This is a genomic window from Candidatus Methylomirabilota bacterium (genome assembly GCA_035764725.1).
Taxonomy (GTDB): Bacteria; Methylomirabilota; Methylomirabilia; order Rokubacteriales; family CSP1-6; genus DASRWT01.
Genome location: DASTYT010000010.1, coordinates 26,257 through 43,240 on the forward strand (window position 1 = coordinate 26,257; position 16,984 = coordinate 43,240).

General features: G+C 70.7%; 16 protein-coding genes. 8 read left to right on the plus strand and 8 right to left on the minus strand.

Going from position 1 to position 16,984, the window contains the following annotated elements; translation table 11 throughout:
• Nucleotides 1-30: 30 nt before the first annotated feature.
• From VFX14_01095 to VFX14_01115, 5 genes are all read right to left on the minus strand, one after another.
• Nucleotides 31-1,047, minus strand: coding sequence for a DUF481 domain-containing protein (locus VFX14_01095; protein ID HEU5188262.1), 1,017 nt, complete (start codon nt 1,045-1,047; stop codon nt 31-33).
• 87 nt (nt 1,048-1,134) lie between these two features.
• Nucleotides 1,135-1,521, minus strand: coding sequence for an EthD domain-containing protein (locus VFX14_01100; GenBank protein ID HEU5188263.1), 387 nt, complete (start codon nt 1,519-1,521; stop codon nt 1,135-1,137).
• A complete protein-coding gene (locus VFX14_01105) occupies nt 1,518-2,621 on the minus strand; it encodes an Ldh family oxidoreductase (protein HEU5188264.1) in 1,104 nt (367 codons plus the stop codon). The genes VFX14_01100 and VFX14_01105 overlap by 4 nt, the downstream gene beginning before the upstream one ends.
• 9 nt (nt 2,622-2,630) lie before the next feature.
• Entirely contained in the window at nt 2,631-3,581 is a 951-nt protein-coding gene (locus VFX14_01110) for a catechol 1,2-dioxygenase (protein ID HEU5188265.1), read from the minus strand.
• A gap of 11 nt (nt 3,582-3,592) precedes the next feature.
• Entirely contained in the window at nt 3,593-4,750 is a 1,158-nt protein-coding gene (locus VFX14_01115; GenBank protein HEU5188266.1) for a cobalamin-independent methionine synthase II family protein, read from the minus strand.
• Nucleotides 4,751-4,887: 137 nt separating this feature from the next.
• Between VFX14_01115 and VFX14_01120 the strand changes: the two genes are divergently transcribed.
• The 4 genes from VFX14_01120 to VFX14_01135 are packed head-to-tail and all read left to right on the plus strand — an operon-like array spanning nt 4,888 to nt 9,394.
• Complete coding sequence (locus VFX14_01120) at nt 4,888-6,096, plus strand: amino acid ABC transporter substrate-binding protein (protein HEU5188267.1); 1,209 nt, start codon at nt 4,888-4,890, stop codon at nt 6,094-6,096.
• A 4-nt stretch (nt 6,097-6,100) separates the two neighbouring features.
• On the plus strand, nt 6,101-6,952 hold the full coding sequence (locus VFX14_01125) for a branched-chain amino acid ABC transporter permease (GenBank protein HEU5188268.1): 852 nt from the start codon (nt 6,101-6,103) through the stop codon (nt 6,950-6,952).
• Complete coding sequence (locus tag VFX14_01130; protein ID HEU5188269.1) at nt 6,949-8,688, plus strand: branched-chain amino acid ABC transporter ATP-binding protein/permease; 1,740 nt, start codon at nt 6,949-6,951, stop codon at nt 8,686-8,688. Before VFX14_01125 ends, VFX14_01130 begins: the two co-directional genes overlap by 4 nt.
• A complete protein-coding gene (locus VFX14_01135) occupies nt 8,678-9,394 on the plus strand; it encodes an ABC transporter ATP-binding protein (GenBank protein HEU5188270.1) in 717 nt (238 codons plus the stop codon). Before VFX14_01130 ends, VFX14_01135 begins: the two co-directional genes overlap by 11 nt.
• An 8-nt stretch (nt 9,395-9,402) precedes the next feature.
• Here the strand turns inward: VFX14_01135 and VFX14_01140 are convergent, their stop codons facing one another.
• Nucleotides 9,403-10,068, minus strand: coding sequence for a UdgX family uracil-DNA binding protein (locus VFX14_01140; GenBank protein HEU5188271.1), 666 nt, complete (start codon nt 10,066-10,068; stop codon nt 9,403-9,405).
• 149 nt (nt 10,069-10,217) lie between these two features.
• On the opposite strand from VFX14_01140, the gene VFX14_01145 reads away from it, so the two are divergent.
• The 3 genes from VFX14_01145 (at nt 10,218) to VFX14_01155 (ending at nt 14,731) form a co-directional block, all read left to right on the plus strand.
• Nucleotides 10,218-10,742: a DUF4142 domain-containing protein gene (locus VFX14_01145; protein HEU5188272.1), complete on the plus strand. Its 525-nt coding sequence runs from the start codon at nt 10,218-10,220 to the stop codon at nt 10,740-10,742.
• 192 nt (nt 10,743-10,934) lie between these two features.
• Nucleotides 10,935-12,020, plus strand: coding sequence for a DNA topoisomerase IB (locus tag VFX14_01150; protein HEU5188273.1), 1,086 nt, complete (start codon nt 10,935-10,937; stop codon nt 12,018-12,020).
• Nucleotides 12,021-12,067: 47 nt separating this feature from the next.
• Nucleotides 12,068-14,731 carry an ATP-binding protein gene (locus VFX14_01155; protein HEU5188274.1) on the plus strand — a complete coding sequence of 888 codons (2,664 nt, stop codon included), beginning with the start codon at nt 12,068-12,070 and terminating at the stop codon, nt 14,729-14,731.
• Between the two features lie 4 nt (nt 14,732-14,735).
• On the opposite strand, the gene VFX14_01160 is transcribed toward VFX14_01155, so the two are convergent.
• Nucleotides 14,736-15,158 carry a cupin domain-containing protein gene (locus tag VFX14_01160; GenBank protein HEU5188275.1) on the minus strand — a complete coding sequence of 141 codons (423 nt, stop codon included), beginning with the start codon at nt 15,156-15,158 and terminating at the stop codon, nt 14,736-14,738.
• Between the two features lie 32 nt (nt 15,159-15,190).
• Between VFX14_01160 and VFX14_01165 the strand changes: the two genes are divergently transcribed.
• Entirely contained in the window at nt 15,191-16,084 is an 894-nt protein-coding gene (locus VFX14_01165; protein HEU5188276.1) for an EamA family transporter, read from the plus strand.
• On the opposite strand, the gene VFX14_01170 is transcribed toward VFX14_01165, so the two are convergent.
• Nucleotides 16,072-16,902, minus strand: a complete 831-nt coding sequence (locus VFX14_01170; protein ID HEU5188277.1) for a TauD/TfdA family dioxygenase — start codon at nt 16,900-16,902, stop codon at nt 16,072-16,074. The genes VFX14_01165 and VFX14_01170 overlap by 13 nt on opposite strands.
• Nucleotides 16,903-16,984 lie beyond the last annotated feature (82 nt).

Here is a 16,984-nt window from a genome sequence, read left to right on the forward strand (position 1 = left end):
CGCAAGGGTCGCGGCCGAGGGGCCGCGGGCTCAGAAGTCCCAGCCCACCCCGAGGAGGAAGCGCGTGTCGGACTTCTCGCGTCCGCGGGCGGGGGTGCTGTCATACGCCCACTCGAACCGCGCGTTCGTGAAGAAGGACTTGACGATCCTCACCTTCGCGCCCGCGGTGAGGTTGATGAGGTAATCGCCCGTGAAATCGTCGAAGGCCGGGATGTACTCGAACGTGTGGAAGAGCGTCAGCACCGGAATGGGCGTCCAGTCGACTGCGTAGGCGAAGCGGGGGCCGAGGAAGTCCTGGCTGTCCTGGTGCTTGAATTTTTCGTAGACGTACGCCAAGCCGACCTCCGTCGAGAGGTTGAAGGTCGGCCCCTCGAACCACTGATACCCCGGGCCCACGCTGGACGAGAGGCGGATCTCGAGGTCGGCCACCTCGTCGTGCTCGATCTTGGCGAGGGCATAGCCGTACAATTTTTTCGTGAAGAAGTGATCGAACTTGGCGGACGCGAACCCGTAGTCGGTGGTCGTTCTCTTCTCGTTGGTGTCGGGATCCTTTTCGCGCCCGAACGTGTAGCCGGCGAGGAAAGTGAGCCGCTCGGTCTCCCAGCGCTTGCTCGCCGCCGCGCTGAAGCCGATCTGCGTCGTCTCGGAGTTGCCACTGGTGAAGAGGCCGGTCAGGGCGAGCGACCCGTGCCACGTGGGCGGCTCGGGATTGAGGGCGGTGATGTCCTTGATCGCCAGCGGTTGCGGCGTGGTGCCCGGCGCGATCTGCGCCTGCACCTGCCCGTCGTTGCCGGGGGTGACCTTGGAGCTCACCTGGGTCTGCTCCCCGACCTTCACCAGGATGGGCTCGTCGGTGGAGAAGGTCTTGACCTTGGTCATGTCGATGGTGATCTCGCCGGCGGCGTCGGTCTTCAGGACGAGCTTGCCCCCGGTGGCGCTGACGATCTTGCCCGTGAGGCGGTCGCCGTTGAGGAAGACGACCTCATCGGCATAGGCCGGGGTAGTCGCGAGCATCAGCGCTGCCACGAGCATGATCCGGGTCCACATGATGTCCTCCTGGCCTCGAGGGTGTACGGCATCGAGTCAGGACGACGGTGGCACCCCGGCGGGGGCGCCCTCAATGGGACCAAGGTCTCAGCGGGCGGCAGGGGACGGGGCGACCACCTCGTACTCCTCGGCGATCCAGACGGGTGACCGCGCGAGGTCGATGAAGCGCCGCTCGTCTTCGAGGAGCCGGCGTCCGGCGGCGCGCCCCTCCGGCGTGGCCCCCGAGGCGACGAGCGTGTCCAGGCTGTCGAACCAGAGCTCGGCGACGCCGTCGTATTCCTCGGGGCCGCCGCGCCCGCGACGGAGCCCCTCGTTCACGGGGCTCGTGAGGGTGTGCACCTGCACATAGCGTCGGGCGCCCAGCGCGGCCGCCGCCTCGCGCACCAGCGGCGCGTGACGCTCGCGCCAGTAGCGCTGGAACTCCTCGCGGCTGAGATGCGGCTGGCGCCGGAGGCAGAACACGAGCTTGATCATCGCGGCGCTCCCGCGGCCAGGAGGAACGACACCTTCGCCCGCTCGGCCACCTCGCGGAGCTGGACCATCAGGTCTTCGGGAACGGGCACGCCCGTCTCCAGTCGCTGTTGCCGGGTGATCAGCTCGGGGTCGCCCGCAACGAGCACGGGCTGGGCGGCGTCGGCCCGGCGCGCGCCGTGCAGCACCTCGATGACCTGGTCCAGATCCTCCTCGAATTCACCGGGGTCTCGGAAGGCGCGCGGGTCGATGGCGAGGAAGAAGTGGCCGATGTCGTGGGGGTCGGAGGGGCGCTGGGTGCGGTTGCGGATGGGAGAGAAAGACGAGCCGGAGAGGGTGCCGGCGAGGATGTGGACGAGCACGGCGAGGCCATAGCCCTTGTGGCCGCCGAGATCCCGCGTGCCCCCGAGGGGGGAGATGCCGCCCTCAGGCCGGTCGAACACGTAGCCGAAGGCCTGCTCGGGATCGGTGACCGCGCGGCCGTCACCGTCCACCACCCAGCCCGGAGGCACGGGCTTGTGATTGAGCTTGTAGACCTTCACCTTGCCGGCCGCCACGGTGGTGGTGGCCATGTCGAGGAGGAAGGGCGGATTGCGCCGGGCGGGCGCGGCGAAGGCGATGGGGTTCGTGCCCATCACCGGCTCGGCGCCGAAGGTCGGCACCATGGTGACGCCGCGGGTCGCGGAGGTCACGAGCCCGATCACGCCGCGGTCCGCCGCGATCTTGGCGTAGCAGCCGGCGGCGCCGAAGTGGTGCGAGTTCCGCACGGTGACCACGCCCACGCCGGCGGCGAGGCACTTGTCCACGGCGAGGTTCATGGCGTGCGCGGACACGGGATGACCCAGCGACGCGTCGGCGTCGATGAGCGCAAAGGCGGGGCCTTCCCGCACCGTCTTGAAGGTCGGCGTCATGTTGAGGCGACCCGCGCGCTGCTCGCGGTCGTAGGTCGGCAGCATGGAGATCCCGTGGGAATCCACGCCGCGGAGATCGGTCTCCACCATCATGTCCGCGGTGGTCTGGGCGTGCGGGGCGCTCATACCCCAGGCGGCGAGCACGGAGACGAGCTGATCGCGAATGACGTCGGCCTTGACGTTGGTCGGCATGGCGCGCGCTCAGGGGGAGACGTGGCCGAGGAACTTCTTCGGCGGGTCGGCGCCCCACTGGCTCACGAAGCCCTCCTCGGCGGTCAGGAGATTGGAGCCGCTCTTCACATTGAGCCGGTCGGTGTCGGCCCAGCGCTCGTGCACCCGGCCCCACGGATCGGCCCAGTAGTCGTAGACCTGGCTCCCGAGGAGATGCCGGCCCACGCCCCACATGTGCTCGTACTTGCCGAGCCCGGCCAGGTACTCGTGGTCCTTGAAGACGGCGTCCACGTCCGGCACCTCGAAGGACATGTGGTTGAGGCCGGCGCGCTCGTTCATCACGCAGAAGAGCGAGTGGTGGTCCACGTACTCGTCGCCGCAGTCGACCCGGTTGAACGAGCCGATGATGTTGTCCTTCGACCCCAAATAGATGTCGTCCGAGCCGATGAAGCCGAGCATGTCGCGGAACCAGGCCACGGTCTCCCGTACCTTGGGCGTGCCCAGCACTCCATGACCGATACGCTTGATGGGGGCGGGGGACTTGGGCAGGCGCAGCACCCGGCCGGCGCGGCGCAGCGGATCGTTGCCGGTGTTCATCTCATCGCGCGCCACGGCGATCTCGGGGAGGGCGGCGATCCCGTGCACCACTTCCATCTGATACCCATTGGGCTCGCGGAGCCGCACCCGCTTGCCCCCGCCTGGCTCGTCGAGGGGCTCGACAGGGGAGGCGCCGGGCGCCTTCGCGATTCGGACGAGGTCATCCTCGCTCGCCGCGAGGTAGGCGAAGCCGATGAAGGCGGCGTCGGCGGCCTTGTGCGTGACGTGGATGTGGTGCCGGGGTCCGGTGCCGCGCATGTAGAGGGCGTCGGGGGTGCGCGCGGCGCGGATCATCCCGAAGTGGGTGAGGAACTCCTCCTGCGCGTCGAGATCCGGCGCGTGGAGGCGGCCGAAGGCGAGGTCGCGCACCTTGATGACCGGCATGACAGGGTCTCCTATCCAGCGAAGGTGAAGCGGGGATCCGCGGCGGGAATGTCCACCTCGGGAAGGCGGAGCTCGCGGCGGACGATGTTGGCGCCGAGATTGATGCTGACGGACTTGTAGAAGGCGATGCGGCGGGCCAGGCCCTCGCGGCCGAACCCGCAGTCGGTGGAGAGGATGAGCCGCTCGGGGGGCACGTGCTCCAGCGCCTTCCGGGTGATGCCGGCCACGAACTCCGGCGGCTCCACCGCCGCGATGGAGTGGTTCACCACGCCGATGGCGATCTTCTTGTCGGTGCGGTGCTTCCCGAGCAGGTGGAGGTCGCGCCCGTTCGTGGACGCGCACTCCAGCGTGAGCACGTCGGCGTCGGTGGCGAGGAGATAGGGCAGGGAGCGTTCGTAGCTCGGCCGCTCCCAGTGCAACGGTTGCTGATTGGGATTGCCCCAGCAGGTGTGCAGCCAGATCTCGGTGTCCACGCCCGCGATCTCGCGATTGACCGCCTCGGTATAGAACTCGAGGTCCTTGTCGCTCGCGCCCTGAGCGCCTCCGATGTGGTGCTGGGGCTCTTCGACCTGGATGACGCGGCAGCCTGCCGCCGCCACCTTGCGCAGCTCGGCGTTGAAGATGTCGGCGAGGGCAAGGATGAGATCGCGATCGGCGGCGTAGTGCCGGTTCACGAGCATCTTGGCGAGGGACTGGGCGGTGATGGCGCCGAACTTGACGGGGCGCGCAGTCATGCGCTGGGCGACCTTGAAGAGGGCGTCGTACTGGAGGTCGCCGCCGTCCACCGCCGCGCCTACCACCGCAGGCTGATAGGCCTCCATCACCTCGTAGAGGATGTGCCCGGGCTTGAGCGAGGTCCAGCCGCGGCCCGCCGACCGGTCCACATGGCCCGTGATGCCGCGCAGCCGCTCGATCACGTAGAAGAACCAGGACTTGCCACCCACCGTGAGATCGAAGCGCGAGTCGCCGTCGGTCACGATGTGAAGGCCGGCCGACTCCTGCTCGCGGATCAGGCACGCCACCGCGTCCAGGTACTGCTCGCGGAAGCGCGAATCGCCCAGCGCGTCCTTGAAGCCGCGGCCGCGCAGCTCCTCGGTGAACCAGTGAGGGCGGGGATAGGACCCGGTGATGCTTGTGGGGAGGATCTGGCCACGCGTGGCGTTGAGCATGGGCAGACTCTGCGCGGCGCCCCCGCGGGCTGTCAAGCCCGGCGACCCCCGATGCATTGACATTCGGCGGCGCAGCCCCTAGTGTTCGCACGATTGGTCGACCGGCCGTCGCTCTAACCCTCATCGGGGAGGGCAGCATGCTCGGACTACACCGGATCGGTCGGCGCGGCGCCGGCGCCGCCCTCGCGCTGCTCATGGTCGCCGCGCCGGCGTTGGCCGCCCCGTCCGGCCCGCCCATCCGCATCGGCGGCACCCTGGCCCTCACCGGCCCCCTCGCCCCCACCGCGCTGCTGCATAAGATCGCGGGCGAGATTTACGTGGAGGAGCTCAACAAAGGCAACGGGCTGCTCGGACGCCCGGTGGAGTGGGTGCTGCTCGACGATCAGTCCAAGGCCGATGTCACGCGGAGTCTTTACGAGAAGCTCATCACCGTCGACAAGGTCGACCTCATCATCGGGCCCTACGCGACGGGCGGCATCCTGTCGGCGATGTCGGTGGCGGAGCGGTACCAGAAGATCTACGTGCACCACTCGTTCGGCATGCCCCACCTGGCCAAGTACGCGTACCACTTCCCCACCGCGGCCTTCGGCCCGGAGCCGGCGAAGACCGTTCCCACTCTGGTGTACGACGCGCTCGCCGCCACATCGAAGCCGCCGAAGACCGTGGCCATCGTGACCAGCAAGTTCCCGTCCGCCCAGTTCCAGTCCTCGGGCGCGAAGGAGGTGGCGGAGAAGCGCGGACTCAAGGTGCCGCTCTACATCGAGTACGAGTTCGGCACGCGCGACTTTGGCGCCATTGCCGCGCGCATCAAGGACGCCAACGCGGATTTCCTGTGGATCGGGGCCCTGGGTCTCGATGGCAATCAGATCCTGGAGGCGCTCAAGAAGCTGGACTACACGCCGTCGCGCCATTTCCACCTCTTTCCCGCGCCCGGTCCGCTGGCGCTCGCGCCCGACGGCAAGCTCGCTCTCTCTCACACCTTCTACGAGGAGCACCCGCCGATGCTCAACAACACGGGCGCGGCGAAGCTGATCCCGCTCTTCCGCGAGCGCGCGGCGAAGGCGAACGTCCCGTACACGGTCGTGGACTCCCAGGTCGCCAACTCCTTTGCCGCCTGGCAGGTGATCGAGGCGGCGGTTACCGCCACGAAGAGCCTGGACGACAAGGTGCTCGGCGAGTGGATCAAGAAGAACCGCATCGACACCATCGTGGGGCGCTTGCGCTTCGACGGCCCCAACAACTACGGCGACGACCTCTCGAAGGTGAAGCAGGTGCAGGACGGCAAGTGGGTGGTGGTATGGCCCAAGGAGTTCGCCGCCCCCGGCGCCCGCCTGCTGCCCCCGTGATCGCTTGCCGAGCCTGACCCTTCTCGGGCAGGCGCTGGTGTCGGGCCTCCTCGCGGGGGGCCTCTACGCGCTGCTGGCGCTCGGGCTCAGCCTGTCGTGGGGCCTGCTGCGCCTGGTCAACCTCGCATACTTCGCCCTCGCTCTACTCGGCGCGTACCTCACCTATCAGCTCGGCGTGGCCTTCCACGTCCCTCCCTGGCTTGCGGTGCTCGCCATCGTGCCCGCGTTCTTCCTCGTCGGCGTCCTTCTCCACCTCGTCTTCGCCTACTTCCGGGTCACCGAGTTCACCTCGCTACTGGTGACCTTCGGCCTCACCGTCATCCTCGAGTCCGTGATCCAGTGGTTCTGGACGGCGGACTTCCGCCGCTACGAGACCCCGTACGCGACGGCTTCGCTGCGGGCCGGGCCGATCTTCGTCCCGCTGCTCGAGCTGGCCGCGTGCGTGACCGCGGTGGCGCTGGCCCTGGGCACGTGGGCGTGGCTCCGTTTCACCTACGTCGGCAAGTCACTGCGGGCCAGCGCCGAGGATCCGGCCATGGCCGCCGCCTTCGGCGTGAACCACCGGGCGCAGGCGCTGCTCCTCTCGGGCGTGAGCGCGGCCTATGCTGGCATCGCCGGGGCCTTCATCGCCCTGATCGCCACCCTGGCGCCCGCTCAGATCTGGGCGTGGGTCGGCGTGGTGTTCGCGGTCGCCATCATCGGCGGCCTCGCCAATCCCATCGGCGCGCTGCTCGCGGGGCTCTTCATCGGGATCAGCGAGTCGCTCACGATGGCGGTGGTGGCGCCGGCCTGGGCGCCCCTGGTGTCGTTCTCCGCGCTGATCGTGCTGCTGATCGCGCGGCCGGGGCGCGCGTGACAGCGAGCGCGCGGCCGGTCGTCGTCGCCCTGGCGGCGGTCTTCGTGGGCCTGGCCGCCCTCCTCGAGGCGGGGCTGCCCGCCTTCTACGAGTCGTTCCTCTACCTGATCTTCTCGTGGATGGCGCTCGCCACGAGCTGGAGCCTCCTCAGCGGCTATGCCGGCTACTTCAGCTTCGGGCACGGCGCGTTCTTCGGCGCCGGCATGTACACGACGGCAACCTTGACCGCCGGGCTCGGCGTGCCGTTCCTGTGGACGCTGCCCGCCGCGGGTCTCGTGGCGGCGCTTTTGGCCGCCGGCATCGGCGCGGTCGTGTTCCGGGTGCGGCAGCTCCGCGGCGAGCTCTTCGGCCTTCTGACCCTGGCGATCACTTTCGTGCTCGCCACGATCGTGCTCAACACGCGGATTGACGGCGGCCCCGGCGTGTATCTGAGCGGGGTCGCGCTGCCTCGGCTGGCGCGCTCGCCGACGGGGACGCTGTATCTGCTCGCCCTGACCCTCGCGGTGGGCACGGTGGGCCTGGCCTACGCCATCACGCGGTCGCGCTTCGGGCTTGGACTCTACGCCATCCACGACGACGAGGACGTGGCCGAGGTGGAGGGCGTTCCCACGTTCCGCTACAAGCTCACCGCCTTCGTGCTGTCGGCGGGCATCGCGGGGATGGCGGGAGGTGTCCAGGCCGTCTACGTCAGCTACATCACCGTGGGTGAGACCTTCTCGATCACGGTGCCCCTCTATGTCGTCCTGATGAGCGTGCTGGGCGGCGCGCGGCACTGGCTGGGCCCCGCGGTGGGGGCGGCCATCATCGCGTCGTCGCTTTACGTCTTCACCGGCGGCGCCCAGGCCATTCTCGGGCGGGCGGTAGTGGCCCTCGTCCTCGTCCTCGTGATCCTGCTGCTTCCGGACGGCGTGGTGCCGGCGCTCCTGGGTCAGCGACGCGGCCGCCGGCCGGCCGCGGTGTCGGTGCGCGCGGCGCCCACGCCCGCGACGGCAGCCCGGGTGGGGGACGGGGGCGCCCTCGAGTGCCGCGACGTCTGGAAGGCCTTCGGCGGTATCCAAGCGCTGCGGGGCGTGAGCGTGCAGGTGGCGGCGGGCGAGATCGTGGGGCTCGTCGGCCCCAACGGCTCGGGCAAGACCACGTTGATCAACGTGATCAGCGGGCACTACGCGGCGGACCGCGGGCGCGTCGCGCTCGACGAGCACGTCCTCACCGGGCACCCCGCGCACGAGATCGCTGCGCGGGGCGTCTCGCGCACCTACCAGATCCCGCGCCCCTTCGCCCGTCTCAGCGTGCTGGAGAACGTGACGGTGGCCGCCACCTTCGGCCGCGCGCGGCATCCCGCGCGGGAGGCGCGCGCCGCCGCGCTCGGCTGGCTCGAGTTCACGGGCCTCGCCGCGCGCGCGCACGCGCTGCCCGGCGCGCTGAACCTGCACGAGCGGAAGTTCCTGGAGCTCGCCCGCGCGCTCGCCGCCGAGCCGCGTCTGATCCTCCTCGACGAGGTCCTGTCCGGGCTCAACCCTGTCGAGATCGCCAGCGCCATCCGGCTCGTGCGCGCGATCCGCGAGCGCGGGGTCAGCATTCTCTTCGTGGATCACCTCATGCGGGCGGTGCTCGAGCTCGCCGACCGTGTGATCGTGCTGAACGAGGGCGAGGTGATCGCGTCGGGCCGCCCGCGTGAGGCGATGGCCGATCCACGCGTGATCGCGGTCTACCTGGGGACCTCGCATGCTGCTTGAGGCGCGCGGGCTGTCCGTCGCCTACGGGGACGCGCCCGCCATCTGGGATGCCTCGCTCGCGGTGGGGGAGGGGGAGGTGGTGGCGGTGATCGGGCCCAACGGGGCGGGAAAGACCACGCTCGTCAACACCATCGCAGGTCTCCAGCGCGCGCGGGCGGGCACGCTCGCCTTCGACGGCGCGGATCTCAGGAGCGTGCGAAGCCATCTCGTGTGCCGCCACGGCATCGCGCTGGTGCCCGAGGGACGCCGGCTCTTCACCCGCATGTCGGTCGAGGAGAACCTCGAGATGGGCGCGTATCGCGGCGAGGCGCGGCGTCGGCGCACCGAGACCCTCGAGCACGTCTACGGGCTCTTCCCCATCCTCGGCCAGCGCCGGCGTCAGCTCGCGGGCTCGCTGTCGGGCGGGCAGCAGCAGATGGTGGCCATCGGCCGCGCTCTCATGGCCCGGCCGCGGCTCCTGCTGATGGACGAGCCCTCCCTCGGTCTCGCGCCGGCCGTCGTCGATCTGCTGTTCGAGATCGCCCACGCCATCCACCGAGAGGGGGTGGCGATCCTCCTGGTCGAGCAGAACGTGGCGCGCGCCCTCGAGATCGCGAGTCGGGCGTACGTACTCGAGGAGGGGCGCATCGTCGCCGAGGGGCCCGCCGGCGCGCTGCGCGACGATCCGCGCATCCGTCAGGCCTATCTCGGTCTCGCCCCCGCGTGACCGCGGGGCTAGCGCCCGCGTCCCTCGAGCGTGCGGGCGGCGACGCGGAGATCGGCCACGAAGCGCTCCATGGCCTGGTCCCGCTCCGTGTCGTCGGTGATGCGCAGCAGCGATGACGGATGCACGGTGAGCAGCACGCGCGCGCCGAGCGGCGCGTCGAGCACGTGTCCGCGCTCCTTGGTGACGCGAACGGCGGGCCCGAGCAGGCTCTGCGCGGCGGTCGCGCCCAGCGCCACCACGAGGTCGGGCTTCACCAGATCCAGCTCGGTCTGAAACCACGGCCGGCAGGCCTCGACCTCGCGGGCGGTGGGCTTCTCGTGAATGCGCCGCTTGCCGCGCGGCGTCCACTTGAAATGCTTGACCGCGTTCGTGACATAGGTCGCGCGGCGGTCGAGCCCGGCCTCGGCGAGGGCGCGGTCGAGGAGGCGACCGGCCGGGCCGACGAAGGGACGGCCCGCGAGGTCCTCGTCGTTGCCGGGCTGCTCGCCCACCAGCATGATGCGCGCATGGCTCGGCCCCTCGCCTAGGACCCCCTGCGTGGCGTGGCGGTACAGCTCGCATCCGCGGCATGCGCTCACCGCCTCGCGGCACGCCGCAAGCGTGGGGTGCGGGGGAATGAACGACGCGGCCGAGGTCGTCGCGGAGGTGCGTCCTTGCCCAGTTCGTCCTGCCATGGCGTGGTCCTTTCTACCGGGTAGATCGCGCCACGTGCGACCGCGCGGCGCCCGAATGCGTGCCTTCTGGCTCCCTCACGCCCATGACATGCAAGTGCCGCGCACGCGGCACGACGCTTGCTGCCTCGTGAGCGCAGGAGGAGATGACCATGCGCATGGGAGGGTGGGCGATGGCGGGTGCGGTGCTCGCGAGCGCGCTCGTCGGGACCTCGATCGTGGGCGCGCAGACCGTGAGCCGGAGCGATACGAAGTTCATTCAGCACGTCGTGCCCGCGAATCTCGCCGAAGTCGAGCTCGGGAAGCTGGCGCAGGAGAAGGCTGGCGATCAGCGCATTCGGCAGTTCGGTGAGCGGATGGCGAGTGATCACAGCCAGGCGGCCAAGGAGCTCCAGCAGCTCGCTTCGGAGAAGGGGGTCTCGGTGGGCAGCGACCTCCCGGGCTCGGACCTGCGGCTGCGCGATCGGCTGGCGAAGCTCCAGCCCTCGGTGTTCGACCGCGAGTATGTGAAGGAGATGGTGAAGGACCACAAGAAGGACGTGGCGGAGTTCCGGCGGATGAGCGAGAAGGCGCAGGATCCCACCCTCAAGGCGTGGGTCGTGAAGACGCTGCCCACGCTCGAGGATCACTTGAAGACGATCGAGAACCTGGAGGCCAGCCTCACGGCCAAGCGCTGACGGCGGAGGGCGGGCCGCGCAGCTTCTGCGCAGCCTGCCCCGAACCGTCCCCCCGGTGACAGCGGTGGTCAGGGGAGCCGGGGTCGCGGCGGCCGACGCTACCTGGATCACAGCCCACTCTACGCCTGCGTTTCTAGGAAGTTAGAGCGGTCGACGGCCCCCATGGCACATGGCTTGCTGCCTTGGCGGTCCATGGCCCTCGCCCTCGCGCCGTTGCTGCCGAAGTCCCGTCGCCGGCCGCGCCTCCGCCGGATTGCCCTCGATCCGGGCGAGGCCGCGGATGCCGCGTCGCTCCGCTACGTCTCGGACACGCGGCCCGGCATTCAGCGGGTGCGGCACGGCCGCGCGTTCCGCTACGTCAGCGGAAACGGCGAGCCGGTGCAGGATCTTCCGACGCTGCGGCGCATCCGCAGCCTCGCCATTCCCCCCGCGTGGACCCAGGTGTGGATCTGCCCGGTGGCGCACGGTCACATCCAGGCGGTGGGACGCGACGCGCGCGGCCGTAAGCAGTACCGCTATCACGCGCGCTGGCGCGCGGTGCGGGACGAGGCCAAGTTCGACCGGGTGATCCAGTTCGGTCGCGCGCTGCCCGCGATCCGCGAGCGCGTCGACAAGGACCTCGCGCGTCCCGGGCTGTCCCGCGAGAAGGTGCTGGCGAGCGTGGTGCGGCTCCTCGAGACCACGCTCATCCGCATCGGCAACGCGGAGTACGCGCGCGCGAATCGCTCCTACGGGCTCACGACGCTGCGCGCCCGTCACGTCACCGTGGAGGGCGCGCGGCTGCGCTTCGAGTTCCGCGGCAAGGGCGGCAAGCACCATACCGTCGACGTGAGCGACCGGTTGCTGGCCCGCGTCGTGCGGCGTTGCCAGGACCTGCCCGGCCACGAGCTCTTCCAGTATCTCGACGAGGACGGCCAGCGGCAGGCCATCGACTCCGCGGACGTCAATACGTACCTCCGCGAGGTCTGCGGCGAGGAGTTCACCGCCAAGGACTTCCGCACCTGGGGCGGCACCGTCCTCGCCGCGCAGGCCCTCGCCGCGCCGGCCGAGGAGGCCGACGCCCGCCGGCGGCTCACCGCCGCCATCGTGGAGGTGGCCTCGCGCCTGGGGAACACCCCCACGATCTGCCGCAAGTGCTACATCCATCCCGACATCGTGGGCGCCCACGCCGATGGTGAGCTCGCGGAGGGATTGGGCGGCCGCGAATCGAGCGGCCTGAGCGCCGAGGAAGCAGCCGTCCTGCGCCTGCTCGAGCGTCGCGCGTCCCGCCGAAACTAGCGCGCCCCCGTTCCCGCTGGCCCGTCCGATGTAGGATGGACGCCAGCATGCGCCTTCGCAGTCATCTCATCGCCCTGGTCCTCGCCGCCCTCGTCCCCCTGCTGGGCTTCTCCGCGCTGGTGATCCGGGAAAACGACCGGCTCCAGCTCGCGGCCACCGAGCGCGGCATGCGCGAGACCACGCAGGCCATCGCCACCACCGTCGACGAGGTGGTGCTGAGCGCGATCTCTGCGCTGGAGGCGCTCGCGGACTCCGACCATCTCGATGCGCCGGACCTCCACAAGTTCGGCGAGTACTCGCGGCGGGTGACCAGGGCGCACGGCTGGACCAACGTGTTCCTGTTCGACTTGCGGGGACAGGCGCTCACCACCACGTCGGGGCCGGGTGTCCCGCCGCCGCACGCGCGGCAGCCGCGCGAGCTCGCACGGGCGCGCGACACGCGAAAGCCGGTGGTGTCCGACCTCTTCGACGGCAGCGTCAACCGCAACATCATCGGGGTCTACGTCCCGGTGGTGCGCGACGGCGCCGTGCGCTTCGTGCTCGCCGCGGGGATCCCCGCGGGGACCTTCAGCGAGGTCCTGCGCGCCCAGAGCTTCGGCCGTGACTCGGTGGCCACCATCTACGACAGCCGCGACGTGATCGTGGCGCGCACCAAGGGCGAGCCCAAGATGATCGGGCGGCCGGCGGCCAGCCCTGTGCCGGGGCGGGAGGGGTGGGCGCGCGGCCGCTTCGGCGAGGGGCGGGAAGTGTACGCCGCCTACGCCACGGCGCCTCGCTCCAACTGGCGCGTGGTCCTCACGACTCCGGTCGACGTGGTCGAAGGCCCGCTCCGGCGCATACTCTGGCAGATCCTCGCGGGCGCCGCGCTGGCCGCGGCCCTCGCCGGCGGGCTCGCGTTCGTGCTCGGGCGTCGCATTGCCGACGCCATGGGCTCGCTGGTGCGAATAGCGCGTTCGCTGGAGCGCGGCGAGCCGGCGGCACCGCTGCGCACCGGAGTGGCCGAGGTCAACACCGTGGCCGAGCGGCTTCGGGACGCCGCTGATCTCGTGCGGCAGCGCGAGCACGAAGCGGCGCGGCGGGAGAAGCAGGCCCGCGCCATCGGCGAGGTGGCCCACGCGCTCAATGCCTCACCGGACCTCGACGCCATCCTCCGTACCGCGCTCGGCGCGGCGCGTCGGCTGGTGGAGGCCGACTCCTCGCGTATCGCGCTCGTGGACGAGGCCGGGCGACTCGTGCTGCGCTTCTCCTCGGTGGCATCCACGGCGATGGCGCCCGGGTTCGTGATCGAGCGTGGCCGCGGCCTCGGCGGGCTGGCCTGGGCGCGCGCGCAGCCGATTCGCAGCGACGACTTCGCCGCGGACCCCCGCTTCCGCGACGATCCGTATCTCCCCATCGCGCGGGCGGACGGCATCCTGGCCTGTATGGCGGTTCCGATCATGAGCGCGGGGGTGGTGGTGGGCGTGATCTACGCGAACCGCGTGAGCCGTGAGCCGTTCACCGCCGCCGACGAGCAGGCGCTGGTCACGCTCGCCGATCACGCGGCGGTGGCGCTGCAGAAGGCGAGGCTCCTCGCCGGCGAGCACGCGGCGCGTGCCGAGGCGGAGGCGGCGAGCCGGGGTAAGGACGAGCTCCTCGCCATGCTGGGCCACGAGCTACGCAATCCGCTCTCCGCGATCGCGAGCGCGACCTACATCCTGGAGTCCCCCGAGGCCTCGCCCGATGCCACGCGGCTCGCGCGCGAGATCATCGGGCGGCAGAACCGCCACCTCGCGCATCTGGTCGACGACCTACTCGACGTGGCGCGCGTCACCTCCGGCAAGATCGTGCTCTCGCGCCGGCCTCTCGAGCTGGCGGAGACGGTGGGCCGCGCGGTGGCCGCGCTTGCCACCGCGGGGCGCACGGAGCGGCACCACCTCACCACCGACCTCGAGCCGGTGTGGGCCGACGTTGACGAGACGCGCCTCGAGCAGATCGTCACGAATCTGGTGGGCAATGCGGTGAAGTTCACCCCGCCCGGCGGCGCCATCGAGGTGACGCTGCGGAGGGAGGGCGGGGAAGCGGCGCTCACCGTGCGCGACACCGGGGTGGGGATCGCCGCGGACATGCTCCCGCGCGTGTTCGAGATGTTCGTGCAGGTCGAGCGGGGGCCCCGCGCCGGAGTGGGCGGGCTCGGCCTCGGGCTCACCCTCGTGCGCTGCATCGCCGAGCTCCACGGCGGGCGCGTGGACGCGGCCAGCGAGGGCGTGGGGCGCGGGAGCGCGTTCACCGTGCGGCTCCCCGCGATCGCCAGTCCGCCGCGCGTCGGGGCCGTCGCGCATGCGCGCGGCGACGGGGCGAGCGCGGTGCGGCGCATCCTCGTGATCGAGGACAACGCGGACGCGCGCGTGATGCTACGCGGGATGCTCGAGATGGAGGGGCACGAGGTCTACGAGGCGACGGACGGTCCTTCCGGGCTGGAGACGGCCCTGCGTCTGCGGCCCGACGTGGCGGTGATCGACATCGGCCTGCCCGGCATGGACGGCTACGAGATCGCGCGCCGGATTCGCACCACGGCGGGCGGCGCCATCCGGCTGATCGCGCTCACCGGCTACGGTCAGCCCGAGGACCGGCGCCAGGCGTTCGAGGTGGGGTTCGACGCGCACCTGGTCAAGCCCGCCACGCCGGCGACGCTGTTCGACGCCCTCCACGGGGCCGCCGCTGAGCGCGCCTGACCGACTAGGTGTCGCCGATCCGGTATCCCCGGGCGTCGGTCTCGCTTCCGTCCGCGTAGCGCACGATGCGCCGCGGCGACACGTGGGTGCCGAGGAGCCGCATGGGCGCATCGCCGACCACGCGGAAGGCGTGGAGGGTCTCCGCGGGAATCGCGATCGTGTCGCCGGGAGCCAGGCGCACCGGATGGGCCTCCTGGCCTTCCAGCCACGCCTCCGCGCGCCCCTCCAGCACGTGCAGGACCTCGATGTAGGGATGCGAGTGCAGGGGAGCCTGATAGCCGGGCTGCGAGGTCTGGATGCCGGTGCGGATGGGGAAGCGACCCTCGGCGTCGCCCAGGATGGGTTGATAGGTCGCGTCGGGCCCGAACTTCACGACCTCGGTATCGGCCAGATACACGATCGTCATCGCCGCCTTGTCGTCGCTCACGATGTCGCTCCTCTCTCCCTGCGGGGCCGCGCGTGAGCGGCCCTCATGTCGCGCTCGCCGTCCTCGTCGCGTGCATCTGGGGCGTGGCCTTCGTGGCCACACGCATCGCGCTCGATGCCTTCTCGCCGCCCTTGCTGGCCTTCCTGCGCTTCGTCATCGCCGCCGTGCCCGTGCTCGCCCTCGCCCGGCCGCCGGTGCCGTGGCCGGCGCTCATCCTCGTGGGGCTCTTCCTCTTCGCCGGCCAGTTCCTGTTCCAGTTCTTCGGCATCGCCCTCGGGATGCCGCCGGGGCTCGCCGCGATCGTGGTCCAGACCCAGGCGCTCTACACCATTCTCTTCGCCGCGTTCGCCTTGCGCGAGCGGCCGTCGCCGCGGCAGCTCGCGGGCACCGCGCTCGCGTTCGGCGGCCTCGTGCTGATCGCCGCCACCGTCGGCGGCGATCTCACCGGCGCGGGCCTCGCGCTGACCACACTGTCCGCGATCAGCTGGGGCGTCGGCAATGTGCTGCTCAAGCGGCTGCCTCCCGCGGACACCGTGAGCCTGATGGTCTGGCTCAGCCTGATCCCGCCGCTCCCCGCGCTCGCCATCGCCCTGGCCATGGATGGCCCGGCCGCGCTCGTCGCCTCCCTCGCGCACGCCCCGTGGCCGGGAATGGCCGCCGCGCTCTATCTCGGGCTCGTGGCCACCGTGCTGGCCTATGCGATCTGGGGTACCCTCCTGCGGCGCTATCCCGCCGCCGCGGTCGCGCCCTTCGCCCTCCTCGTGCCGTTCGTCGCCGCGGCGGCCTCGGCGCTCGTGTTCGGCGAGCGCTTCGGCTTCGTGCGTCTCGCCGGCATGGCCCTCGTCCTCGCCGGCCTCGCCGTGATCGTGCTGCCCGTCGGGCTCTCCGCCGTCGCCCCCTCGTCCGGCTCCGCTCAGGCGCGATAGAAGGGTCGGTCGCCCTTGATGGTCACGCGGTGCCCGTGCCGCCGCTGCGGATAGTAGTCCCACAGCGCGTGGTGCTGGGCGCACCGGTTGTCCCAGAACGCCACCGAGTTGACGCGCCAGCGGAAGCGGCAGTGAAACTCCGGCGTCTCGATGTGCCGGTAGAGCATGCCGAGCACGCCCTCGCTCTCGAGGCGGCCCAGCTGGACGATGCGGGTGGTGAAGAAGCGGTTCACGAACAGCGCCTTGCGGCCGGACACGGGGTGCGTCCGGATGACCGGATGCTCCGCCTCGGGGAACGCCTTGCCCGCGTCGTTCACGCCGTAGCGCCCGCGGTAGACGTGCTCGCCGCGATGGATGGCGGTCATGCCCTCGAGCAGGCGCTTCATGGGCTCGGAGAGGGCCTCGTAGGCGGCGTACATGCTGGCGAAGAGCGTGTCGCCGCCCACCGCGGGCAGCTCCTTCATGTAGAGCACGCTGCCCATCGGCGGCTCGGGATCGCAGGAGACGTCGGAGTGCCAGTCCTCGCCGGCCACGTGCTTGGAGCTCTCGTCGGCGTGGATGACGAGGATCTCCGGATGCCCCTCCACGAGACCCGGGGCGGCGGGATGGACGGCCAGCTCCCCGAAGAGCCGCCCGAACGCCTTCTGGGACTCGGGGCTGAGGTGCTGATCGCGGAAGAAGATCACCGAGCTCTCGATGAGCGCATCGTGGATCTGCTTGAACGTGGGCTCGTCCAGCGGCCGGCCCAGGTCCACGCCGTGGACCTCGGCTCCGATGTGGGGGGTGAGCTTCTCGACGGTCAGGGTCTCTCCTGGCATGCGCGCCTCCCGGGCCGAGCGGATCGCTCGATCTTACCCGGTTCTTGGGCTCTTCGGCTACACTACGCGCGACCAAAGGGGG